We start from the raw sequence: 22,408 nt of genomic DNA on the forward strand, positions 1-22,408 counted from the left end.
GCCTGAATCAGCAATATCCGGGCCATGAGACGGGTTTTGCCGCGACAGCAGGCGGCTGGCATTCAACATGTCTTCACCTTTCGTGACCCGTGCACCAAAAGATGGCCAGGCGGATATCGCGCTGCACTCTAATGGCACCCGGTTGGTAAGACTTTTGTCGCTGCGTGCTGCCTGTGGGCGCATATGCCCCTGAAAAGGATTGAAATCAAAGGGCTCCCGCGCTTCTGGCACGGCGTTCGCTTGATCACCTGCAGGGCGAGCCGTGCGTGCCCGCCTTTTAACACGACAGGCATATCGCTTTTTGTACAGGCATCAACTGCGCCATCGACAATCCATCACGCCGGGAGGTCGAGCATGACCAGAGATCACGACACCGCACAGGCCTTCGCCACAAGCACACAGGCCTTCGCCACCAGACGGGTGTTGATTATCGGTAATGGCATGGCCACTCAGCGCCTGCTGGAGCGACTTGTCAGCCGGCCCGAGCGCCCGGCAGAGATTCATGTGTTCGGTGATGAACATACACCGGCCTACAACCGCATCCTGCTCTCGCCCCTGCTGGCCGGCGAGATCGACAAACACGAGATGACGTTACGCACGCGCGAGTGGTTCGAGGCGCACAACATCACGCTGCACTGCGGCCGACGCATCACCGCCATCGACCGGTCGGCGCACCAGATCATTGATGACCAGAGAATACGCCACGACTACGACCGGCTGATCATCGCGACCGGCTCGCGCGCGCGTCTTTTCGATCTGCCCGGCGCGGAGTTTTCGGGCATTCACGGTTTTCGCACTACCGAGGATGTGACGTCGCTGATGGCGGCAGAGCATCACACCCGTCACGCCGTGGTCATCGGAGGTGGTCTGCTGGGGCTTGAGGCGGCCGAGGGGCTTAGAAAGCGCGGCTTTGACGTCACCGTGGTGCATCGTGGCACGCATCTGATGAACCGCCAGCTCGATGAACAGGCGGCGGCGCTGCTGTTGGAAGCGCTTCAAAACCGGGGACTGACACTGCGCCTCGGGCGCCAGCCTGCTGCCTATGACAGCGACGATGGCTGGCGCGTCTCGGGCGTGGTGCTGGATGATGGCGAGCGTCTTAAAGCCGGGCTGGTCGTCGTGGCTGCCGGCATCGTGCCCAACGCTGAACTCGGTATTGAAGCCGACCTGGCCGGTGACCGGGCGATTCGTGTGGACGACACGCTGACCACCAGTGATGCCCACATCATGGCACTGGGCGAGTGTTGTGAATTCGAGCGCACCACCTTTGGACTGGTCGACCCCATCTGGGCGCAGGTCGAGGTACTGGCCGACCGGCTCTGCGGCGGTGATCAACGCTACGCCCTGACGCCCTGTGCGACCCGGCTCAAGGTCAGCGGCGTTGACCTTTATGCCTTTGGCATCCTTACCCCCGAACCCGGTGACGAGGTACTGCGTTATCTCGACGCCGACCACGGCGATTACCGCCGCCTGATTTTACGCCACAACCGACTTGTCGGCGCCGTGCTTTATGGCGACACCCGCGATGGCGCCTGGTATTTCCACCGGAGTCTGGAGCAAGGCGATCTCACGCCCTGTCGTGACACGCTGCTTTTTGGCGCCCCGGACGCCACCCAACAGCTTGAGGAGGCTGCCTGATCATGCAGGACCTGACGATTCATCCAGAGAAAAAGCAGCTCATCATCATTGGCAACGGCATGGTGGGACACCACTGTGTCGAGCAGCTGATCGAGCGCGGTGCCACGCAGGACTACCAGATTCACGTGTTTGGTGATGAGCGCCACCGCGCCTATGACCGCGTGCATCTGTCGGAATACTTCTCGGGCAAGGATGCCGATGCCCTCGCCCTCGGTGAAGCCAATCTGCATGCCACACACGGGGTATCACTGCATCTGGGCGTACGCATCTCGGGCATCGATCGTGACCGACGCGAAATCCTCACCCCCGAGGGTCGTCTGCCCTATGACAGCCTGATCATCGCCACCGGTTCCTGGCCTTTCGTCCCGCCGATTCCGGGTCCTGAGGTCAGCGAACATCCACAGGCACGGCTGGTCTATCGCACGCTGGACGATCTTGATGCCATTCGACACCACGCCACTCATGCCCGTCGGGGCGTGGTGATTGGCGGTGGCCTTTTGGGCCTTGAGGCGGCCAACGCGCTCAAATTCCTCGGCCTTGAAGCCCATGTGGTGGAGTTTGCCTCGCGCCTGATGCCGGTACAGCTGGATGATCAGGGCGGTACGGCCCTGCGCGAGCGCATCGAAGCCCTCGGCGTGGGCGTACACACCGGTTGTGCCACCGAAGAGATCGTCGCCACCCCCGGCCATGACTATGCCTACCGCATGAACTTCAGAGGCGGTGAGCATCTTGATACCGACCTGGTGCTTTTTTCCGCCGGCATTCGCCCGCAGGATCAGCTTGCCCGCGACGCCGGGCTGGAGGTCGGCGAACGTGGCGGCATCGTCATTGATGAAACGTGCCGCACCTCTGACCCGGAGATCTTTGCCATCGGCGAGTGTGCGCTCTGGAATGGCAAGACCTTCGGCCTGGTGGCGCCGGGCTACACCATGGCACGCACCGTGGCGGGCTGTCTGACCGATGTATGTGAACCCTTCAGCGGCGCGGACATGTCGACCAAACTCAAGCTGCTGGGCGTGGATGTCGGCTCGATCGGTGACGCCTTTGGCACCACCGAAGGGGCGAAAAGCTATCGCTGGATCGACGAGGCCGGCAGCGGCTATCGCCGTCTGGTGGTCTCAAGCGACGGCAAAAAGGCGCTGGGCGCGATACTGGTCGGCGACAACAGCTACTACGACACCCTGCTTCAGTACGTTCAAAACGGCATCGACCTGCCGAAGGAGCCGGCCGCGCTGATCCTGCCGCAAAGCGAGGGCGGCGCACCGACGCTGGGCGCCGATGCCCTGCCCGACACTGCCATGGTCTGTTCGTGTCACAACGTCACCAAGGGTGCCATCTGCAAGGCCGTTGATGACGGCTGCGCCGATATCGCCGCGCTCAAGATCGAGACGAAGGCCAGCACCGGTTGCGGCGGCTGTGCGGCCCTTCTCAAGCAGGTTTTCGAGCACGAGCTCGAGTCCCGCGGCATGGACGTCGACAAGAGTCTCTGCGAGCACTTTCACTATACCCGCCAGGAGCTCTACGCCATGGTGCGCGTTGAAGGAATCACTTCCTTCGATGAGCTGCTGGAGAAGCATGGCCACGGCCTGGGGTGCGATATCTGCAAGCCGACCATCGGCTCGATTCTCGCCACCTGCTGGAACCAGCCAATCATGGACCCGCAGAACGTCGCGCTGCAGGACACCAATGACACCTTCATGGCCAACATGCAGAAAAACGGCACCTATTCGGTCATGCCGCGGATCGCCGGCGGCGAGATCACGCCGGACAAGCTGGTGGCACTGGGTCAGGTGGCCCAGAAGTACGACCTCTACACCAAGATCACCGGCGGTCAGCGCATCGATCTTTTCGGTGCCGAGCTGCATGAGCTGCCGGACATCTGGGAGGAGCTGATCAACGCAGGCTTTGAAACCGGCCACGCCTACGGCAAGTCGCTGCGCACGGTGAAATCCTGTGTGGGCAATACCTGGTGTCGCTACGGCGTACAGGACAGCGTCGCCATGGCGCTGGAACTCGAGCATCGCTACAAGGGCCTGCGCACCCCGCACAAGGTCAAGATGGGCGTCTCGGGCTGCACCCGAGAGTGCGCCGAGGCTCAGGGCAAGGACATCGGCGTGATCGCCACCGAAGCCGGCTGGAACCTGTATGTCTGCGGCAATGGCGGCATGCGCCCACGCCACGCCGAACTCTTTGCCACCGATATCGACAGCGCCACGCTCATTCGCTACGTCGACCGCTTTTTAATGTTCTACGTGCGCACCGCCGACAAGCTACAGCGCACCTCGGTGTGGCGGGAAAGCCTCGAAGGCGGCCTCGATTTTCTGAAAGAGGTGATCATCCACGACAGTCTGGGTCTGGGGGACGAGCTCGAGCGCCAGATGCACCACGTGGTCGATACCTATGAATGTGAATGGGCCAATGCCCTGAAAGACCCGGAAAAGCTCAAGCGCTTTAGAACCTTCGTCAACGAGCATGGCGGTGACCCGGACATCGTCAACATCACCGAACGCGATCAGCCCCGTCCTGCCCGTACCGACGAGCTTCAATCCCTTGCCGTGGAGATTCGCTGATGAGTACTGCAACTGCTGTCAAAAACACTGCACAGGTCCTGTGCGGTGTCCGCGATCTGGTCGACTATTCGGGCGTGGTGGCCCTGCACGACGGCCGCCAGATCGCGCTGTTCTATCTGCCCCACGGGCGCGACCGTCACAGCGCCCCGGAGGTGTTTGGCATCGACAACCATGACCCCTTTTCGAACGCCAACGTGATCGGTCGCGGCATCATCGGCGACAAGGGCGGTGAACTGGTTGTCGCCTCGCCCATTTACAAGCAGCACTTTCGGCTCACCGATGGCGTCTGTCTTGAAGACAGCGATGTTCGCCTGGCCACCTTTGATGTCCGGCTCGAGGGCGAATGCGTCGTCATTGCCTGAGGGCGACGATGTGATCACCGGCCCCACCGATACATGGCATAACAACAACACACCAGAGGCCATATCATGTCCTATCTCACCCCTGCAGAATTTGTCACCAAAATGGTCGATTCCGGGGCATCAAAGATTGCGATGTCCACGCGCGACACGCTGATTCGAGCCTTTATGGCCGGCGCCATTCTGGCCCTGGCCGCTGCCTTTGCGATCACTATCACGGTACAGACCGGCCAGCCCCTGATCGGCGCCATACTCTTTCCGGTCGGGTTCGTGATGCTCTATCTGATGGGCTTTGATCTACTCACGGGCGTGTTCATGCTCACGCCGCTGGCGCTGCTGGACCGACGCCCCGGCGTTACCCTCAACGGTATTTTGCGCAACTGGGGCTGGGTGTTTCTGGGCAACCTTGGTGGGGCACTGACGGTGGCCTTCATGATCGCCTTCATTCTTACCTACGGCTTCTCCATTGGCCCGGGCGAGATCGGTGGAAAGATTGCCAGTATCGGCAAGGCGCGCACCCTGGGGTACGCCGAATACGGACTGGCCGGCTGGCTGACCATTTTCATGCGCGGCATGCTGTGCAACTGGATGGTGTCGATGGGCGTGGTGGGCGCCATGGTCTCAAGCTCGGTCAGCGGCAAGGCGATTGCGATGTGGATGCCGATCATGCTGTTTTTCTACATGGGTTTTGAGCACTCGATCGTCAACATGTTTCTATTCCCTTCGGCGCTGATCATGGGCGGCGATTTCTCGGTGTGGGACTACATGTGGTGGAACGAGATCCCCACCGTGCTGGGCAACCTGGCCGGCGGACTCGCCTTTACGGGCCTGACGCTCTACACCACCCATGTCCGCACTGGCCCGAAACGGGAAATGGTCCAGCGCCCGGTCAAATGATTCAGTCCTCCATGACATGCACCAACGCCAAAGGGCCCCTTGTGGGGCCCTTTTATCATGGAGCACCCCCTTCTTTTTGATTTGGGGCAGATGCCATGTACCCCTATCCGTTAAAGTAGAACGTCAGCGCTGAGCATCGATATCGATGCATGGCTCATATCGGTCGGGATGGCTTTAAGGGGAGGGTCAGCATGAAGGCAACCGCCAGCGAGCGCTGTCAGTTGAAGGGATGGGAATCGCGCCTGATGAGCGCAGATGAGGCCGCCGAATTGATTCAGGACGGCATGATTGTCGGCATGAGCGGATTTACCCGCGCCGGGGAAGCCAAGGAGGTACCGCTGGCCCTGGCGCGCCGGGCCAGACATGATCCGTTGAAGATCAGCCTGATGACCGGGGCATCACTGGGCAATGACATCGACCGCCATTTGACCGAGGCTGGCGTACTGGCCCGGCGCATGCCCTTTCAGGTGGATGCCACTCTGCGCGCGGCCATCAATCGCGGTGAGGTGATGTTCATCGATCAGCACCTGTCGGAGACCGTCGAACAGCTGCGCAACAAGCAGCTGGGTCATATCGATGTCGCCATCATTGAAGCCAGTGCCATCACCGAAGATGGCGGCATTGTTCCTACCGCCTCGGTCGGCAACTCGGCAAGCTTTGCGATTCTGGCCGACAGGGTCATCATCGAGCTCAACCTCTCCACGCCCGAGGCGTTGATCGGTTTGCATGACATCTATATTCCCCAGATGCGACCGGCCCGCCAGCCCATCCCGGTGGTAGATGCCAGCACCCGCATTGGTGTGGACCATATCCCCATTGATCCGGCCAAAATTGCCGCGATCGTGCTCACCGAAGGTCAGGACAGCCCCTCCACAGTGGGCATTCCCAACGAAGACACCCAGCGTATTGCCCGGCACCTGATCGGCTTTTTCGAACATGAAGTAGAAGTGGGCCGACTGCCGCCGTCGCTGATGCCCCTTCAGGCCGGTATCGGCACCATGGCCAACGCCGTGCTTAACGGCCTGATGGAGGGGCCGTTTGAAGATCTCACCATGTACTCTGAAGTGCTGCAGGACAGCACCTTCAACCTGCTCGACAGCGGCAAGATGACCTTTGCCTCGGGCAGCTCGATCACGCTTTCCGAAGAGTGCGGCCAACGTATCTGGCCACACCTGGCCGACTATAGAGACCGCATCGTGCTGCGCCCTCAGGAGATGTCGAACCACCCGGGCATTGTTCGGCGCCTGGGGATCATTGCCATCAATACGGCGCTTGAGGCCGACATTTACGGCAACGTGAATTCGACCCACGTTAACGCCACCAGGATGATGAACGGCATCGGCGGTTCGGGGGATTTTGCCCGCAACGGCCATCTGTCGATCTTTATTACCAAATCGACGGCCAAAAACGGTGCCCTTTCAAGCTTCGTGCCCTTTGTCAGTCACGTGGATCACTGCGAACACGATGTCGATATTCTGGTCTCGGAGCATGGCCTGGCCGACCTGCGTGGTCTGGCACCCCGCGAGCGGGCCGACATCATCATCGAGCACTGTGCTGACCCGCTATACCGGCCGGCATTGCGTGCCTATTTCCGCGAGGCATGCCAGCGCGGCGGCCACACGCCACACTGCCTGGAAAAAGCACTCTCCTGGCATCTGGCCGCCGAGCAGGAAGGCTCAATGCTCGGGCTGACCGAGCCCACCTGAGCCGGACATCAACCCCGCCCCCGTGGCGTCAGCGACGACGCCACGGGTTGAACCACTCAAGCCCCGCTGCCGTCTCACCGCGGGGCGTGTATTCACAGCCCAGCCAGCCCTCAAATCCGGCCTGATCCAGCTGCTCGAACAGCCAGGGATAGTTGACCTCACCGGTATCGGGCTCGTGACGCTCGGGCACACCGGCAATCTGGATATGGCCGACCCCTTCACGGTACTCCTCAAAGGTGGTCCAGATATCGCCATCCATGATCTGGGTGTGGTAGAAGTCCATCTGCACCCGAACATTGGGCTCGCCGAGCGTTTCAATGATCTCGTGCGCGTCGTGCTGATGGTTCAGGAAATACCCCGGCATATCGCGGCTATTGATCGGCTCGAGCAGCAGCGTAATGCCTTCCTCGGCCAGTCGACACGCGGCAAGGCGAATATTGTTCAGATACGTATCGTGCATGGCCGAAAGATCAGCCCCCTCGCCGGCCACCCCGGCCATGGCATGCACCCTCGGACAGTTCAGTGCGCGCGCATAGCGAATGGCCGTCTCGACGCTGTCACGAAACTCGCGTTCGCGCCCGGGCAGCGCGGCCAGACCGCGCTCGCCGGCTTCCCAGTCTCCGGCGGGCAGATTGAACAGCACCTGTTTAAGGTCACAACGCTTGAGCTCTCGGGCAATGTCGTCGGCCTCAAAGGCATAGGGGAAGAGATACTCTACCGCTTCAAAGCCCTGAGCCGCGGCCTGTTCAAAGCGCTGCATAAAGGAGACTTCGTTGAACATCATGGTGAGGTTGGCAGCAAAACGCGGCATGAGCGCTCCTTTAAACAATGGATGACAACAGACCTTCATGGCCCGGCGCCCGAAGGCGCCGGAAACACGGCGCCCTACCAGCGGGCGCCAAACTGCTCGCGCAGATCATCAATCTGCGCCTCACTCAGCATGTTGATACTGTGCCCCTGGAGCATCAGGAACAGACGCGCGGTCTCCTCGAGCTCCTCAATGGCATTACGCGCGGCTTCAAGGCTCTTGCCGGCGACCACCGGGCCATGATTGGCCAGCAGTACGGCACTGTAATTGGAGGCATATTCACGCACCGCCTCCCCCATGGCCGGGTCGCCCGGACGGAAATAAGGCAACAGCGGCAGACGCCCCACGCGCATCACGAAATAGGGCGTGATGGGCGGCAGACAGGAGTTGGCGTCCAGCCCCGCCAGACAGGAAACGGCCGTGGCGTAGGTCGAGTGCAGATGGATGACCCCGCCGGCCTCCTCGCGCGACTCATAGAAGGCGCGATGGAGAAAGGACTCCTTGGTCGGCGGTTTGCCGGAGATCAGATTGCCTTCCCAGTCGAGCTTTGAGATCTCGGCCGGGTCCAGCGCCCCAAGACTTGCATTGGTCGGCGTCATCAGCCAGCCGCCCTCGCATTTGGCGCTGATGTTGCCGGAGGTACCGGGCGCCATGCCCAGCTGACGAAAGGCGCGTCCGATCTCGCTGATCTCCTCGCGCAGGCGGTTTTCTTCCGAGTGCGTATGGATATGGCTCATGGCATTGTCTCCCAGGCCTTTGTCATGAAATCTTCCGCGCCAAAATTACCCGACTTGAGCGCCAGTGCCAGCCGCGCATGGCTGCCCAGCGTCACGGTCCAGGGCACCCCCGGGTCGATACTCGGCCCGATCTGAAGGCCTTTCACCTCAAGTGCACTGACCACGGCGCCGGAGCTTTCGCCCCCTGCCACCAGCAGGCGGCGCACACCCAGATCCGTGACCAGGGCCGCGGCAATCTCTCCCAGCGCGCGCTCGACAATCTCGCCGGCTGCCTGCACGCCCAGCGCCTGCTGCGCCTTTTTGACATTGTCAGGAGAGGCGCTGGCATAGATCAGCACGGGTGACGCGTCGAGATGCGCTCGTGCCAGGGCCAGCGCGCCGTCTACCTGCCCCTGATAGTCTTCGGCCAATGCCAGTGCATCAAGGCGATAATGGGGATAGTGCGCTTTGGCGTGTTCAATCTGGGCCAGTGTCGCGCGTGAGCAGCTGCCGCTGAGGATGGCCTCCCGTCCTGAAGTGGCCGGTAATTCGGCAGCGCGGTCACCGGTCAGCTGATTGGCCCAGCGGGCGTGAAGGCCCAGCGCCAGACCCGAACCGGCAGTGACAAGACGCAGGTCTCGACAGGCCTCACCGAGCGTTTCCAGATCGCGCTGCTCGATGGCATCAAGAATCGCCACGCCAACGCCATCCGCCTGCAGCGCGTCAAAACGGCTTCGAACGGCCTCGCTGCCCAGGCGTACGCAATCAAAGTCGACCAGCCCGACCCGGTGGTGGGTCTGACTGCCCATGACGCGCACCACATTGGCATCCGTCATCGGGGTGAGCGGATGATCCTGCATGCCGCTTTCATTGAGCGGCACCCCGTTGGCAAACAGGTAGCCGTTGTAAACCGTGCGGCGATTGGCCGGCAGCGCGGGACAGGCCACGGTAAAGGGCACGTCCAGCGCCTGCATCAGCGCCTCGGTCACCGGTCCGATGTTGCCCTCGGGTGTGGAATCAAAAGTGGAGCAATACTTGAAATAAAACTGCTCGCAGCCGCGCGCCTGAAGCCATTCAAGCGCTGCCAGCGACTGTTCGATCGCCTCTTTTGCAGGGATGGTTCGGCTCTTGAGCGCCACCACCACGGCATCGACGCTTTGAAGGTCATCGGACAGCCCTTCGTCCGGCACACCGATGGTCTGCACGGTGCGCATGCCGACACTGACCAGCTGACTGGCCAGGTCGGTGGCGCCGGTAAAATCATCTGCAATACAGCCCAGCAATGGCATGGGATTCTCCCTGGTTCAAGGCATCAGTCGTTGGCAGCCCGGGTGGGCAGATCGATTCCCGGGAAGATGCGCACCACGCCTGCATCATCTTCGCGGCCATAGCCCATGGAAGAGGCCTGGCTGAACATGGTCAGTGCCTGGGCGGTCATGGGCAGCGGAAAGCGCTCGGCGCGTGCCGTGTCATGCACCAGCCCCAGATCCTTGACGAAGATGTCCACCGCCGAGCGCGGCGTATAGTCACCGTCGATAATGTGCGGCACGCGGTTTTCAAACATCCAGGAGTTACCGGCGCTTTTGGTGATCACCTCATACAGCGTTTGGGGGTCACAGCCACTTTTGATGCCGTAGGCCATCGCCTCGGCCGCCGCGGCAATATGCACGCCCGCCAGCAGCTGGTTGACCAGCTTGACCTGCGAGCCCTGCCCGGGCGCCTCGCCCAGACGAAAGATGGTGGCCGCGATGGCATCCAGTGCCGGCTGGGCACGCTCGAACACGCTTGAGGGGCCGGAGGCCATCAACGTCAGCTCGCCGGCGGCGGATTTGACGGACCCGCCCGAGATGGGAATATCGAGATAGTCGATGCCCTGACCGGCCAGCTCAGCCGCCAGCGCGATCACATCGTCCGGTGCGGCCGTGGCACAACCCACCACGATGCTGCCGGGCGCCAGAGTCGAGGCCAGGCCGTCGTCTCCCATCAGTACCTGACGCATCTGGGCGGCATTGACGACCACCAGAAAGACGATATCGACCTGACGCCCCATCTCGGCGGGATTGGCGACCGGCCTTCCCCCCTCGGCCGTGAGTCTTTCAAGGGCGCTGGCGTTGATATCGCAGCCCAGGGTATCGAACCCGCCACGGATCAGCGATGACGCCATCCCCATGCCCATTGACCCCAACCCGATCACGCCTGCTCTGAGTCTGTCTGCCATGCGATTACTCCTTGATAAAATCAGTCCATGCTGAAATTAATGCTGACCGTCGTTGCCAGTGTGCTCGAACGCCTCGATCAACGATGGCGGTATATCACTCAGGCGCCTGCGGGCCTGATCCATGTGCCACCACGCCGCCTGTCGCGCCGCATCGCCATCCCCTCGGGCGATGGCTTCAAGAATGGCGTCATGCTCGCTGATGACTTCAGCTACAAAGGTGTCACGTCGCGCCTCATTGCGTCGGGTCAGGCTGATGGCCTGATGCAGGAAGCGGTTATAGAAATCCAGAACCGTGATGAAGTACTCATTGTTTGAGGCCTCGGCAACAGCGCGATGAAAGGCCATGTCCTGCTCGACGCCGGACTCGCCGGCTTCCACGGCCTCATCGATATCGACCATGGCATTGCGCAATCTTCGCAGCTGCGCCCGCGAGCAGCGCGTTGCGGCATGAAAGGCTGCCTCGCCTTCCAGCGCACGACGCAGCTCCAGCAGATGCAGCACCGAGGCCAGTGACTCACCGGGCAACGCCTGTACCAGCGAGACCCTTGGCTCATCGGCCACGAAACTGCCGCTGCCGCGCCTTGAGACGACAAGACCGGCATTGCGCAGCATGGAAATGGCCTCGCGTACCACCGAACGACTGACCTCATAACGCTCCCCGAGCGCTGCCTCGGTCGGCAGGCGCTGCCCGGCGTACAGCTCACCGGTATGGATGGCCCGTGTCAGCGCATTGGCAATCTGTTCGGCAAGTCCGGGGGCCCTTTCCGAGACGTTCCTGTCCGAGACTTTTTTGTCCGACACGCGGTTGCCTGATGGCGAATCAGTCATGGTGCGCCCTCCTCCATGTCAGACGCGGCCCTGAAAGAAACGACGCTTCAACGCCGGGTGTTCGACCAATGATCATATTGCCCCGCCCAATAGTTGTCAGACAACATTACAAAAAAAAGAGCAACACTCAATACCTTCTTGAATGATATCGCTCGACGCACTTGTTCATTCAGGCAGGCGGTCACTGATATCGACACCCACAGGGCTTACAGGAAGCTGTCCGACAACTGACACAAGGAAGCAGGCTATGCACATCATCATTACGGGCGCCGCCGGATTTCTGGGCGCACGACTGGCCATGAAACTGCTCGAGCAGGGAACGCTGGCAGGTCAGCCCATCAGCCATATCACCAGCCTTGATCTGGCCCCCTGCCCGGTGGAAGACGCCCGTATCGACTCCATCGTGGGCGATATCAGTGATCCGGCCGTCATTGAGCGCGCCTTTCGTGACGATACCATTGCCGTCTGCCATCTGGCCGCCATTGTCAGCTCTCACGCCGAGGCGGAATTTGATCAGGGCATGCAGGTCAATTTTGATGCCACGCGCTCACTGCTCGAAGCCTGCCGACATCGTGGCAATCACATCCGTTTTCTGTTCAGCAGTTCACTGGCGGTATTTGGCCCCGGCATGCCCTCGCCGCTGACCGAACAGACCGCGCCGCAGCCGCTGTCTTCCTACGGCACCCAGAAAGCCATGAGCGAACTGCTGGTCAACGACTATAGCCGGCGCGGTTTCATCGATGGCCGGGTGTGTCGGCTACCGACCATTGTGGTCCGCCCCGGACGTCCAAACCGGGCAGCGTCCTCGTTTGCCAGCTCCATCATTCGTGAGCCGCTGGGCGGTGAAGAGGCGGTCTGTCCGATCGACCCGGACTTTGCCATCTGGATCTGCTCGCCGGAGACCATCATCAACAATCTTGCTCACGCCCTCTCTCTTGAAGGCGAGCGTATGGAGGCCTGTCGCACCATCAACCTGCCGGGCATGTCGATCAGGGTCACGGAGATGATCGAAAGTCTTGAGCGCGTGGCCGGACCCGAAACAGCGTCACTGATCCGCTACGAGCGTGACGCTCAGATCGAGGCGATCGTGTACAGCTGGGCGCCGCTTTTTGATAACCAATACGCCCTGTCACTGGGCTTTGGGGTCGATGAGCAATTCGATGACATCGTGCGTGCCCATCAGCATTACATGAGCCGCCAGCAGGGCTGATCGCGCGCGGCCTTCAGGGCCGGGTCAATCCGCTCCAGCGCCAACACTTTTCATTCAGGGAAACTCCCGTCATGACAGATGCCACCATTGCAGGTCCCCAGGTCATTATTGGCCTGGGCATTGCCATCTTTGTGATGATCTTTCTGGTACTGAAAACCCGCGTGCACGCGTTACTGGCGCTGGTCACCGCCGCCTCGCTTGCCGGCTTGATCGGCGGCATGCCGGCCAACGATGTCATTGGCGCCATTACGACCGGGTTCGGGGCAACGCTTGCCACCATTGGCCTGGTCATCGGGTTTGGCGTCATGATGGGGCGTATTCTGGAGGTCTCCGGTGCGGGACAGCGACTGGCCCGCACCATCCTGCGTTTGCTGGGCAAGGAGCGCGAGGACTGGGCCATGGCGCTGACCGGCTATATCGTCTCGATCCCGATCTTTTGTGATTCCGCCTACGTCATCCTCAACCCACTGGTACGGGCGCTGTCACGCAGCAGCGGGCGCTCGATCCTGACGCTGGGGATAGCGCTGGGTTCCGGTCTGATCGTGACCCACAGCGCCGTCCCGCCAACGCCGGGCCCGCTGGGCGTGGCCGGTATTTTCGGGATCGATATCGGGTTAATGATCGCCTGGGGGATCGTGTTCACCGCGCCAGCACTGATCGTCATGGTGCTGTATGCCCGATTCATGGGCCCGCGCATCGAGGCCATGATCGAGCGCGACACGGGTCAGGGCCTGGCCCCCACCGAGGATGCGACCACGGAGCAGATGCAGCCCGGCGAACAGGAACTGCCCTCTCTGGTGCGCTCCATCATGCCCATTGCGCTGCCGATCGGTCTGATCTTTCTCAATACGCTGTTTAGTGCGCTGGCAAGCCTTGATGACAGCGTAGCGCCTGGAAGCTCCGTGATCGGTCAATTGATTACTTTTTTCGGTAATCCGGTCATTGCCGTGGGCATCGGGGTGCTGGTCGCCGTGTATGGGCTGGTGCCCAAAATGCCGCGCGAAGAGGTGCTCAATCATCTGGAAAAGGGCGTGGAAAGCGCCGGCATCATTTTGCTGGTTACCGGTGCCGGGGGCGCACTGGGCGCGGTACTGCGCGCCAGCGGCGCCGGGGATTATATTGGTGCGCAGGTGGCCTCGCTGGCCCTGCCGGCATTTTTGATTCCCTTCATCATTGCCACCCTGGTGCGCTTTGCTCAGGGCAGCGGCACGGTGTCGATGATTACGGGGGCATCCATTTCAGCGCCCATTCTTGCCGCCATGCCGGACGTCAACATGGTGCTGGCGGCTCAGGCGGCCTGTCTGGGCGCGCTGTTTTTCAGCTACTTCAATGACAGCTACTTCTGGGTGGTCAATCGGATGCTGGGCGTCAAGAATGCCAAACATCAGATGCTGGTCGTCTCCGTGCCGACCACGCTGGGCTGGGCCACCGCACTTGTGGGGCTTTTCATCGCCAATGCCTTCATGGGTTAGGGGGTCGAGGGCACGCTTTGCTCACAATAACCTATGCTTGAGACAGCTCATGGCGTCATGCGATTTCATTTGAAAAGGAGAGCCTCATGCCACAGCACATCTGTGATTGCCCTTACTGTGAATGCGTTGTTCCCGATACGGCAACCGAGGTGAACGGCAAGTTTTATTGCTGTGAAGCCTGCGCAACGGCACATCCGGACAATCAGTCCTGCCAGGACAGTCAATGTGACTGCCATCGCCGCAACTGGGGCGGCATCAAGAGCTGATACCGGCAAAGCTTGAACGCTGCAACGCAAAGGCCCGCTTCCATGGAAGCGGGCCTTTTTAATACGGTATGAGCGGTCAGGACATCCAGCGTCGTTATGACTGGTCCGGAGCATTGCTCTTTTTGTTGACCACTTCTTCAAGCAACCTTTCGGCTTCGCTTTTTGGCTTGCTCTCAAGCTCTTTTTGCAGATCGGCATACTGACCACGCAGCGTATTGCACGAAGAGCAGAACACCTTGTCATCAGGGTTGTGTGCTTCTGACAGGCGAACACTATGACTGCCGCATTCAGGACACGCCGTTGGCATCCTCATTTCTTCAGACAGATCACCCATGTCAACTTCCTCTATCACAACGTTGAGACCTACAATAAACCCGGCCACAAGGGGCCGGGTTATTTGAACTCAGGCATTGCTTATTGAATGCGCTTGAGTGTCAGGTTGTCACTGGAATCGATACGTGAATAGTTGCGATCCAGCAGACGCATATCACCATTGCCAACCGGCAGCAGGTTGTAAATGGTGTTGCCCTGACCGTTTTTCAATTCATACACCAGTGGGTAGCTGTTGGGCCCCACATTCTGCTTGATCAGGACCTGGCCCTGAGTTTGCAGCGGCTTTTCACTCTGGCCGACACGGGTGCTTTCCAGCATGAAGCTTGCACCAGTGTTGTCCTGATTGCGGATCTCAAGATTGGTCTTGATACCGGCACAGTCAGCACACGGCAGCGTGCCCTGATAACGACCATCAGCCTGCGCATAGGGTGATTGATTTTGCACATCGGCGCCGGAACAACCCGCCAGTCCGATAACAGATGCAAGTACTGCGGTAGTAGCGATACCCTTGAACGTCATTTCGAATTCTCCTTTTCGAAAACAGGCACTTTGCAGACTAGGCAAGAATTTAACCATACGCCAATTTAACCTGTGCCATCTTTTTTTCAGCACAGCGGCCTGGTGTCAAAGCAGCCAGAATATTAGTACATCATCACGATGAGGGTGACATGAACCGAAAATTTTTATCGCTGTTTCTGCTGGTTGGCACTTGTCTATTCAGCGGGCTTTCAATGGCCCAGGCCGAAGCACTTCCGACGGCTCCGTTTACCGACACGCTCGACAGCATGCTCAAGGATGAACGATTGGTGGGCTACGATATTCGCTCGTTGACCGCCGACGATATCAATATCGAACTGACGTATTCAGGCGACCATCACTATAGTGATGCAGAACTTGAACCCTTCAATAATGGTGTATGCTACGCCGTACTGAAAACCGCCGTCAGCACCGGCCTGATGCCCTTCACCGGCCATACCGACATCAGCTGTGAAGCCATGCAGCGCAGTGGCGAACGCGCCGAGGCCGGCACTCTGGGAACAAGCCGCTACCAGCGCGCCAGCGATGACTTTGTTTATCACTCCGCTCGCTGATGCCCTGTTGTTCTGACCGTTTACGGAGATCACCCTCATGGCAGAAGCCATCAGCAATACCCTTCAGCTCCTGCGCGATCTCATGTCACTGTTCACCTGAGAGCACTCATTGAGCAACACCTTCAGAAGCGCGGCTAATAAACTGGATCAATAACCTGAATCATTTTATGCCGGGTATCAGATTGGGCTCTTTTTTGAGTGGCCGCTATGGCACGTTGCCGTCAGGGTGAATAGTCTGAGCAGGTGGAAGGAACCACACCGCGCATGGAATGCCTGAAGCATGGACTGCTTTTACAAGCATGGAAGCTGATCGCGGCTACTGTCTCCAGGCAGTAGTCGCGATTTTCATCATCATCTGCCCTTCTTCCCCCCCCCCTGGTAACGCCTCTTTCAATGCTCTTTCGATCATGCTGGCGCTACCCTGGGGATTCAGTCTGCCCGGCACTGTTATTGTCTGCTCATTTAATCATAATGTTATGACAGAATAACCGTACGTTTGGTTGTACCAATGAACACCTGCCAGAACAGCAGATGCCGGAGCCACAGATCATGCTGAGTCATGTCATGGTAGGAAGTAACGATCTGGCGCAAGCCAGAGAATTTTATGATCCATTGCTGGGGTGCATCGGTCTTTATCGACATGATGACGAGGACAGCGACCACTCATGGCTATGCTACGCCGCCCCACAGGAAAAAATCATCTTCCTGGTCTGCAGTCCCTTCGATCAGAACGCCGCAGCGCCTGGTAACGGAACGATGGTCGCCTTCAAGGCGCACAGCCATGAGATTGTCGATCAGTTTTACGCCATCGGCATAGCCCTGGGTGGCACCGACGAAGGCGCGCCGGCCCTTCGCTCGCAGTATCATGACTATTTTTACGGTGCCTACCTGCGTGACCTTGATGGCAACAAGCTGTGCTGTGTGTGTCATGATCATTTTGATAAGGCTGAAGAGTTATAACGGTGCTTCGCTACTCCAGCATTAGATTCAATAAACGTTCTAAGTCATCAACGAAACTGATGGTACTGCTGGCCACACCAATGCCCTTGCCGATCTTCTCCAGCGCTACACTCGTACTGACCCGGGCCATGGCATGGCTGTTAATTAGACACGATGACCGCTCAGTAGCCAGCTACAGAAAGGGGATAACTAACCAAAAAATTCTCAAATAAAAACGCCGTGGCACGGGCCACGGCGTTTTTGTATTGCTCAAGAAAAATAGATCAGCGATAGCTGCCATCAGGCTGGTATTCGAGCCCACTGTAGCTGGGCCGGAATGCCTTGTGGTCTTCCTGCCACCGTCTGGATTTTGTAATGGCCTCCTTGATCTGATCTTCTGTCATTTCCTGAGCCACTTTTTTCTTTCCCTCTATACCAGCAGTGCCCCCAAGATCGTACATCATGTAGGCCATGACGAGATCTTTTTCAGCACCTTCGCCTGACGCATAAAGAGAAGCTATCTCTCTTTGAGCACTCATAAAGTCCTGCTGTACAGCTTGATTGTACCAATAGAAGGCTTTTTCTTTATTCTTTTTAACACCCACACCATCGTTATACATGTTACCTACTGAAGTTAAAGCATAAGGATCCCCACTTTTCGCCCATTCCTCATACCAATATGCCGACTTTTTTAAATCGAAAAACTCTCTTTTTCTTTTTTTGCTAGAATAAGCTTGAGCCAAAGATTTTTGGGCATCTGGATAACCAGCTTTTGCCGCTCTTTCAGTATAAAAAAGCCATTTACTTGCGTCTTTTTTTACTCCATAACCTTTATAGTAAGCATTACCAAGGGAATAGTTGGCTGCCGCAAAACCTTTTTCAGAAGATTTTTTTAAAAAACAAATACCTTTTTTCTTATCAACGTCGACTTTATTGCCATCGATTTCCACTCCATTTAGATAAGCCAAAGCTGCTACATAAGAGTATTTAGCATTATCGGCCGCCATTTTTTCGATTTCTCTAATATTTTCTTTTTCCAGCACGCTCCTAACATCTGAATAACTAAAAAAATCATCCCCTGCCATAACTGAATATGGCCACAACAATAAAAACACAAAAAGAAAATTAAAAAGCGATCTCATCATTACCATAAATAACCCCATCACCCTCATATTCAACTTTTAAAAAAAGATTAGGATCATAACTATACTCTAAATACCACTTAACTATACTACCCTCACTCCTCACCACTTTTGGCTCGTAAAGCTCTTCACTATCAACCTCAACAAACCTTTCACTATTACTTCGAAACGCACCCTCACCAACCTCATCTATTGACTTAGTAAAAAGCTTACTTTCTTGAGGGCGATAAACATACTGTTGCCCCTTAATCAGTTCTTTTCCATCTCTTTCATCCAAAGAAAAAACTATAACCCCCTCTAAATCAGACACACTCTCAATTGTAATATGCACCGACATATTTTTTTCTGAACTTGGATTGTAAGGGGATGCCATCCTCAGCCATATGTTTTCATCGTTGGTCTTGTTCTTTGTCAGATCGATCGTGATACCGCTGAATACCATTTTAAGGGATTCCTGTTCGCTGACAGCATCCTCAAAGGGCGGCATCCTGAATCCATCCTGCTCTATCCCATACAGGCTTCGTCTCAGCCAGGTTCTTATATTGAGTGGCACCAGCTGGACCAGCATATAAGCACCAACCAGGGTCATCAGCCCGATCACGGCCGGTATCAGTACCAGTGAGCCACAGGCAATGGCCAGTACACCGCCGGCAATACTGATGCTGCCCAGGAAGGTCTTTGTTTTGACACGTGAGCTGAGCTCTCCTCGACGGGCCATGACACCGGCTTCACTGAGCGTTCTAAAGCCATCAATAATGCCGATGGCGCTGCTGGCCACGCCAAAGCCCTTGCCGATCTTCTCCAGCGCTACACTCGTACTGACCCGGGCCATGGCATGGCCACCCGCCATTTGCAGCCCTTTTCTGGCCTGAGAGGCAGCCGCCCTTTCGGTCACCAGCTGAGCCACACCGACGACACTGCTGACCAATCTCCACCAGTGATCAAAACTTGCCGGTTTTTCACTCGTTTCTTTCGCGGCTTCGAAAAAGCCGATGACGGTAAAGAGCGTACTGATGTGCTTGAAGGCGGCATCAGCGCCTGTCAGACGGTCACGCAGGCGCTTGTTGAACGCCTCCGCCATCATGGTCTGCTCATCAAGCATGATGGACCGAGGGTTTCCTCCCTCCCGTATGGCGTCGGCTTCCACATAACTGGCAAACTGGTCGAGCTCTGTATCACGAACAATCCAGAGCACTTTCAGTTGAGTATCATCGGCCAACCGGGCTTCCACGAAATTACCGCCAATACGCTCACCGTTTTCGATATCTCCGATATAGCGATAGGCTCTTTTATCAGAAAGCACAGGGGAACCGTCCCGGTGCGCCAGATAGCGCAGAGTGCGGTCATACTCCCCCATGGTGATCTTCACCTCCACAGCATAAGAGGCCTGCTGCTCAAAGGTACCGTCGCGCGTCATGACCAGGTCATTGACCTGCAATAGACGGGCGAACTGCACCATCGGGCCGGAATTTACGGTGGGGGGCTGCTGGCTGGCGACGCCATCTGCTGCCTCGTGCGCCAAAAGAGCGCTGGAGGTACTTACACCCGTACTGCTTAGCCGATTGATGGCGTCATGAAAGACGTTAAAATCGGGGAGATTCCAGCCACCTTTCTTGATTTTTCTCAACGCCTTGATCTGATCAAACCACTCCTTGAGTTTTAATTGCCCAAAAAAGGAGTGCGTATCCTTTAATGAGGCAGTGTCAGCAACGAAGGCGTCAATGCTTTCACGGTGATTGTGCAGGTAGGCCTTGATCAGAATGGAGTAGTGAAAATAGAGCTGTTCTAGCAATTGCTGCCATAGCCAGCGGCTGTTTTCTGAAAGCACCCCGCCTTCCAACGCACTGCTGATAATGGTGGTGACACACAGGCCATTCCCGGAGTCACGGTCGTCATAGCGACCCAGCGCAGCATTAAGCCCATAAAAAACCCATTGCGCGTAGTCGGCATCAATGAAGGGAACCCGTTCATCTATTGCCTTCTGATACTCAACGATATCCTCTTTTATTTTTTCTTCTTTTTCACCGTCGTAGTAATCGGTAAATTCATTTAGCGTATCATCAAGGTCATTTTCAACCTTTGATCTTTTACTTTGTTTTATAACTTGCAGCTGTCGATATTGAGGCATGTACTCGGAAAAAATAGGATAACCATTTTCATCAACGCTTTGTTCCTTCAAGGCCGTCAGCCTGGCTCTTTCTGACTCGTCTGTAGCTTCGTTGTATCTGTGCTGCCAGTTTCTGTGAAACTGATCCTTTTCTTCTTCAAGGTTTTGACTGACCTCGGCAAGCTTTTCATCATACTCTTCATCGACAGCGTCTTTTTTGTTCTCTGCGGCTTGCTCCAATGCTTCTCTTAGCTGCACGACCGAGGCATACCACTGCGATCGTCTTGCGTTTATTCCACCGTTTTTACCCTGGAATTCGCGCATTTTTTCCAGAGGCTTCTGGCGGGCATAATTCAACTCTTCAATAATGCCGACTTCGTCCTTGATGGCCAGCATGACGCCCTGGCCTGCCTTGCCCTCGAGATCACGGTTGTTCTCAATCCGGGCATTCATCATGGCCATCAGATCTTCATGGCTATCAATGCCGACAGGACGAGAGAAGCGATGTTCTTTCAGGCTTTCACTCACGGGAATATCAGATGCCTGACCGGTATTGTATTCAGGCACCAGCGTTTCGATCTCTTGTTGTGCAAAGGCATAATCGGTCTGACCGCTTCCCAACCACTGGTTAACATCAAAGCATTGCATGTTCTGCTCTCGCCAGGAGCTGTCTCCGGCAACCCGCTCAAGATGTGCTTCGGACCAGGGCGACTCGACATAGGCAAACCAGGCCTTGCCCGTCCGGGTCACATTGGGAAGCGTGACCAGACAGGCACTGGCGCGGTGTGCCGCCTTGTTACAGACGAAGGGTTCCGGCTTTAGATCAGTTGGCGGCGCGGAGGGTGGAAACTGCAAAAGCTCTGATGTATCGCTGATGGCGTAGGCAAACCACTGGGCGTTGCCTTCGTCGTAGACATAGAGAAACCCATTACGCAGTTTGCGCAGAATATATTTACTCTTTTGATGCGTTCCTTTTTGCTGATGACCTTCTTCATTAATCGATGTCTGTAGATCCAGCTCGGCGATTTGTCCTTCATGATCAGTCGGGTAAAGTTCCTTGATGCGGTCTTCAGGCAAAGGCGTAACGCCAAGATTTTCATCCAGCTGACACACCGCATAGCGCACTGGCAGTATGGGAAGCCCCTGACGCATGCAGTAACGGCAATCCTGCGCCAGAAGACCGGCACATCCCTGCCCTCTGGCCGTGCTGTTAGCGGTAGCTGCATTGGGCGTCGTCATACGATTTGATCCTTTTGTAACCTGTTGCCGGCAATGGCTTGCCAATCCGTCTCACCAAGCGCATCTGTCAGTGCCAGATAGCCTGTCTTTTCAAAACGCCTTTTCCGTAGCAGCTTCTGCATGATGGGATGATCATCAAAGTCAGGCTGCGTGGCCAGACCATGTAAAACGAAGGCCACCATTTCGGTCTGCTCTTTGATGTCGTGATGAAAGGCTTTTTCAAGAAGATGATCCACTTTGATGGAGGCATCATCAGGCAGGGAGGCACCTTTGACATTGTGCTGCCATGCCTGAATACAAAGATTGATGGCGGAGAGACGCTCGATTGAGCGCCACTGTTCACCGGTCAGGCCTGGCTGGTGCAACCCTAAAGAGGAAGACGTGAGGCGATTCCAGTTTCCGTTGATATCGGGGTACCGCCAGGATTTTATCGGTCCCAGCAGGCACCCCAACTGCTCCGAAGAGAGGATCTGTCTCAAATGATGGAGTACGCGTGGGTCAAAAAAACGCAGCAGCATGCGCGTGCCATCCGGTACAGGCTGAATCAGCATGCGCTGAAGATGCCTGCCCAGCATGTGCAGTGAATAGTGGGTACTCAACCAGCCACAGATACTCTTCCGGTCTTTTTCCGACACCATCCAGCGCTCTATCTGCTGGTCCAGCTCGCTCCCTTCCGGAACCACATACAGGCGAAGCCGCGCCTCGGGCGCTCTGTCTACGCGTGGATCATCGATTAGATAGACTTCTGGCGGCATGGCTTTTTGCATGGACTGCAACGCACGTCGAGAGGCCTCCAGTGGATCGTGCAGCACTGGATCCAACAGCAAGTACCGATGCAAGGATCTGACGTCTTGAATATTTTCCATGAC

At 57.2% G+C, this 22,408-nt stretch carries 20 protein-coding genes; 10 read left to right on the forward strand and 10 right to left on the reverse strand.

What is annotated here, in order from left to right:
• Window positions 1–354: 354 nt before the first annotated feature.
• The 5 genes from ACUN8C_RS10285 (at window position 355) to ACUN8C_RS10305 (ending at window position 7,170) form a co-directional block, all read left to right on the forward strand.
• Complete coding sequence (locus ACUN8C_RS10285; protein WP_445619134.1) at window positions 355–1,638, forward strand: NAD(P)/FAD-dependent oxidoreductase; 1,284 nt, start codon at window positions 355–357, stop codon at window positions 1,636–1,638.
• A gap of 2 nt (window positions 1,639–1,640) precedes the next feature.
• Window positions 1,641–4,208 (forward strand): nitrite reductase large subunit NirB, encoded by a 2,568-nt coding sequence (nirB, locus tag ACUN8C_RS10290; RefSeq protein WP_445619135.1) that lies wholly within the window; start codon window positions 1,641–1,643, stop codon window positions 4,206–4,208.
• Window positions 4,208–4,570, forward strand: coding sequence for a nitrite reductase small subunit NirD (gene nirD, locus ACUN8C_RS10295; protein ID WP_445619136.1), 363 nt, complete (start codon window positions 4,208–4,210; stop codon window positions 4,568–4,570). The genes nirB and nirD overlap by 1 nt, the downstream gene beginning before the upstream one ends.
• 66 nt (window positions 4,571–4,636) lie before the next feature.
• Complete coding sequence (locus ACUN8C_RS10300; RefSeq protein WP_445619137.1) at window positions 4,637–5,464, forward strand: formate/nitrite transporter family protein; 828 nt, start codon at window positions 4,637–4,639, stop codon at window positions 5,462–5,464.
• A 191-nt stretch (window positions 5,465–5,655) separates the two neighbouring features.
• The gene (locus tag ACUN8C_RS10305; protein WP_445619138.1) at window positions 5,656–7,170 is read left to right on the forward strand and encodes an acetyl-CoA hydrolase/transferase family protein; all 1,515 of its coding nucleotides are present in this window, start codon (window positions 5,656–5,658) and stop codon (window positions 7,168–7,170) included.
• A 28-nt stretch (window positions 7,171–7,198) separates the two neighbouring features.
• Here the strand turns inward: ACUN8C_RS10305 and otnI are convergent, their stop codons facing one another.
• The 5 genes from otnI to ACUN8C_RS10330 form a co-directional block, all read right to left on the reverse strand.
• Entirely contained in the window at window positions 7,199–7,981 is a 783-nt protein-coding gene (gene otnI / locus ACUN8C_RS10310) for a 2-oxo-tetronate isomerase (RefSeq protein ID WP_445619139.1), read from the reverse strand.
• 74 nt (window positions 7,982–8,055) lie between these two features.
• The gene (gene otnC / locus ACUN8C_RS10315; protein WP_445619140.1) at window positions 8,056–8,715 is read right to left on the reverse strand and encodes a 3-oxo-tetronate 4-phosphate decarboxylase; all 660 of its coding nucleotides are present in this window, start codon (window positions 8,713–8,715) and stop codon (window positions 8,056–8,058) included.
• Window positions 8,712–9,983 carry a 3-oxo-tetronate kinase gene (otnK, locus tag ACUN8C_RS10320; protein WP_445619141.1) on the reverse strand — a complete coding sequence of 424 codons (1,272 nt, stop codon included), beginning with the start codon at window positions 9,981–9,983 and terminating at the stop codon, window positions 8,712–8,714. Before otnK ends, otnC begins: the two co-directional genes overlap by 4 nt.
• Before the next feature lie 23 nt (window positions 9,984–10,006).
• Window positions 10,007–10,912, reverse strand: a complete 906-nt coding sequence (gene ltnD / locus ACUN8C_RS10325) for an L-threonate dehydrogenase (protein WP_445619142.1) — start codon at window positions 10,910–10,912, stop codon at window positions 10,007–10,009.
• A 36-nt stretch (window positions 10,913–10,948) separates the two neighbouring features.
• Complete coding sequence (locus ACUN8C_RS10330) at window positions 10,949–11,740, reverse strand: FadR/GntR family transcriptional regulator (protein ID WP_445619143.1); 792 nt, start codon at window positions 11,738–11,740, stop codon at window positions 10,949–10,951.
• A gap of 247 nt (window positions 11,741–11,987) precedes the next feature.
• Between ACUN8C_RS10330 and denD the strand changes: the two genes are divergently transcribed.
• The 3 genes from denD (at window position 11,988) to ACUN8C_RS10345 (ending at window position 14,688) form a co-directional block, all read left to right on the forward strand.
• Window positions 11,988–12,950 carry a D-erythronate dehydrogenase gene (gene denD / locus ACUN8C_RS10335; RefSeq protein WP_445619144.1) on the forward strand — a complete coding sequence of 321 codons (963 nt, stop codon included), beginning with the start codon at window positions 11,988–11,990 and terminating at the stop codon, window positions 12,948–12,950.
• Between the two features lie 71 nt (window positions 12,951–13,021).
• Complete coding sequence (locus tag ACUN8C_RS10340) at window positions 13,022–14,422, forward strand: GntP family permease (RefSeq protein WP_445619145.1); 1,401 nt, start codon at window positions 13,022–13,024, stop codon at window positions 14,420–14,422.
• A gap of 86 nt (window positions 14,423–14,508) precedes the next feature.
• Complete coding sequence (locus ACUN8C_RS10345) at window positions 14,509–14,688, forward strand: metallothionein (RefSeq protein WP_108842390.1); 180 nt, start codon at window positions 14,509–14,511, stop codon at window positions 14,686–14,688.
• A 94-nt stretch (window positions 14,689–14,782) separates the two neighbouring features.
• Here ACUN8C_RS10345 and ACUN8C_RS10350 read toward each other — a convergent pair whose 3' ends face one another.
• Together ACUN8C_RS10350 and ACUN8C_RS10355 are read right to left on the reverse strand one after the other, a co-directional pair.
• Window positions 14,783–15,022 (reverse strand): hypothetical protein, encoded by a 240-nt coding sequence (locus ACUN8C_RS10350; protein ID WP_445619146.1) that lies wholly within the window; start codon window positions 15,020–15,022, stop codon window positions 14,783–14,785.
• A gap of 80 nt (window positions 15,023–15,102) precedes the next feature.
• The gene (locus tag ACUN8C_RS10355) at window positions 15,103–15,540 is read right to left on the reverse strand and encodes a copper resistance protein NlpE N-terminal domain-containing protein (protein ID WP_445619147.1); all 438 of its coding nucleotides are present in this window, start codon (window positions 15,538–15,540) and stop codon (window positions 15,103–15,105) included.
• 149 nt (window positions 15,541–15,689) lie between these two features.
• On the opposite strand from ACUN8C_RS10355, the gene ACUN8C_RS10360 reads away from it, so the two are divergent.
• Window positions 15,690–16,112, forward strand: coding sequence for a hypothetical protein (locus ACUN8C_RS10360; RefSeq protein WP_445619148.1), 423 nt, complete (start codon window positions 15,690–15,692; stop codon window positions 16,110–16,112).
• Between the two features lie 549 nt (window positions 16,113–16,661).
• Window positions 16,662–17,072, forward strand: coding sequence for a VOC family protein (locus tag ACUN8C_RS10365; protein ID WP_445619149.1), 411 nt, complete (start codon window positions 16,662–16,664; stop codon window positions 17,070–17,072).
• A 263-nt stretch (window positions 17,073–17,335) separates the two neighbouring features.
• On the opposite strand, the gene ACUN8C_RS10370 is transcribed toward ACUN8C_RS10365, so the two are convergent.
• Genes ACUN8C_RS10370 through ACUN8C_RS10380 form a run of 3 tightly spaced genes read right to left on the reverse strand, consistent with a single transcriptional unit; the run spans window position 17,336 to window position 22,405 of the window.
• On the reverse strand, window positions 17,336–18,202 hold the full coding sequence (locus ACUN8C_RS10370; protein ID WP_445619150.1) for a tetratricopeptide repeat protein: 867 nt from the start codon (window positions 18,200–18,202) through the stop codon (window positions 17,336–17,338).
• On the reverse strand, window positions 18,177–21,539 hold the full coding sequence (locus ACUN8C_RS10375) for a T6SS effector BTH_I2691 family protein (protein ID WP_445619151.1): 3,363 nt from the start codon (window positions 21,537–21,539) through the stop codon (window positions 18,177–18,179). The genes ACUN8C_RS10370 and ACUN8C_RS10375 overlap by 26 nt, the downstream gene beginning before the upstream one ends.
• Window positions 21,536–22,405, reverse strand: coding sequence for a DUF4123 domain-containing protein (locus ACUN8C_RS10380; protein WP_445619152.1), 870 nt, complete (start codon window positions 22,403–22,405; stop codon window positions 21,536–21,538). Before ACUN8C_RS10380 ends, ACUN8C_RS10375 begins: the two co-directional genes overlap by 4 nt.
• Window positions 22,406–22,408: the final 3 nt, after the last annotated feature.

The organism is Kushneria sp. Sum13, from assembly GCF_052692355.1.

Excerpts from the sequence above, each read along its gene's own strand:
- otnC (WP_445619140.1), bottom strand. The coding sequence starts at position 8,715 with ATGAGCCATATCCATACGCACTCGGAAGAAAACCGCCTGCGCGAGGAG.
- ACUN8C_RS10350 (WP_445619146.1), bottom strand. The coding sequence starts at position 15,022 with ATGGGTGATCTGTCTGAAGAAATGAGGATGCCAACGGCGTGTCCTGAA.
- denD (WP_445619144.1), top strand. The coding sequence starts at position 11,988 with ATGCACATCATCATTACGGGCGCCGCCGGATTTCTGGGCGCACGACTG.
- ACUN8C_RS10300 (WP_445619137.1), top strand. The coding sequence starts at position 4,637 with ATGTCCTATCTCACCCCTGCAGAATTTGTCACCAAAATGGTCGATTCC.
- ACUN8C_RS10285 (WP_445619134.1), top strand. The coding sequence starts at position 355 with ATGACCAGAGATCACGACACCGCACAGGCCTTCGCCACAAGCACACAG.
- ACUN8C_RS10375 (WP_445619151.1), bottom strand. The coding sequence starts at position 21,539 with ATGACGACGCCCAATGCAGCTACCGCTAACAGCACGGCCAGAGGGCAG.
- ACUN8C_RS10330 (WP_445619143.1), bottom strand. The coding sequence starts at position 11,740 with ATGACTGATTCGCCATCAGGCAACCGCGTGTCGGACAAAAAAGTCTCG.
- ACUN8C_RS10305 (WP_445619138.1), top strand. The coding sequence starts at position 5,656 with ATGAAGGCAACCGCCAGCGAGCGCTGTCAGTTGAAGGGATGGGAATCG.
- ACUN8C_RS10355 (WP_445619147.1), bottom strand. The coding sequence starts at position 15,540 with ATGACGTTCAAGGGTATCGCTACTACCGCAGTACTTGCATCTGTTATC.
- otnI (WP_445619139.1), bottom strand. The coding sequence starts at position 7,981 with ATGCCGCGTTTTGCTGCCAACCTCACCATGATGTTCAACGAAGTCTCC.
- ACUN8C_RS10380 (WP_445619152.1), bottom strand. The coding sequence starts at position 22,405 with ATGGAAAATATTCAAGACGTCAGATCCTTGCATCGGTACTTGCTGTTG.
- ACUN8C_RS10370 (WP_445619150.1), bottom strand. The coding sequence starts at position 18,202 with ATGGTAATGATGAGATCGCTTTTTAATTTTCTTTTTGTGTTTTTATTG.
- ACUN8C_RS10360 (WP_445619148.1), top strand. The coding sequence starts at position 15,690 with ATGAACCGAAAATTTTTATCGCTGTTTCTGCTGGTTGGCACTTGTCTA.
- otnK (WP_445619141.1), bottom strand. The coding sequence starts at position 9,983 with ATGCCATTGCTGGGCTGTATTGCAGATGATTTTACCGGCGCCACCGAC.
- nirB (WP_445619135.1), top strand. The coding sequence starts at position 1,641 with ATGCAGGACCTGACGATTCATCCAGAGAAAAAGCAGCTCATCATCATT.
- nirD (WP_445619136.1), top strand. The coding sequence starts at position 4,208 with ATGAGTACTGCAACTGCTGTCAAAAACACTGCACAGGTCCTGTGCGGT.
- ACUN8C_RS10365 (WP_445619149.1), top strand. The coding sequence starts at position 16,662 with ATGCTGAGTCATGTCATGGTAGGAAGTAACGATCTGGCGCAAGCCAGA.
- ACUN8C_RS10340 (WP_445619145.1), top strand. The coding sequence starts at position 13,022 with ATGACAGATGCCACCATTGCAGGTCCCCAGGTCATTATTGGCCTGGGC.
- ACUN8C_RS10345 (WP_108842390.1), top strand. The coding sequence starts at position 14,509 with ATGCCACAGCACATCTGTGATTGCCCTTACTGTGAATGCGTTGTTCCC.
- ltnD (WP_445619142.1), bottom strand. The coding sequence starts at position 10,912 with ATGGCAGACAGACTCAGAGCAGGCGTGATCGGGTTGGGGTCAATGGGC.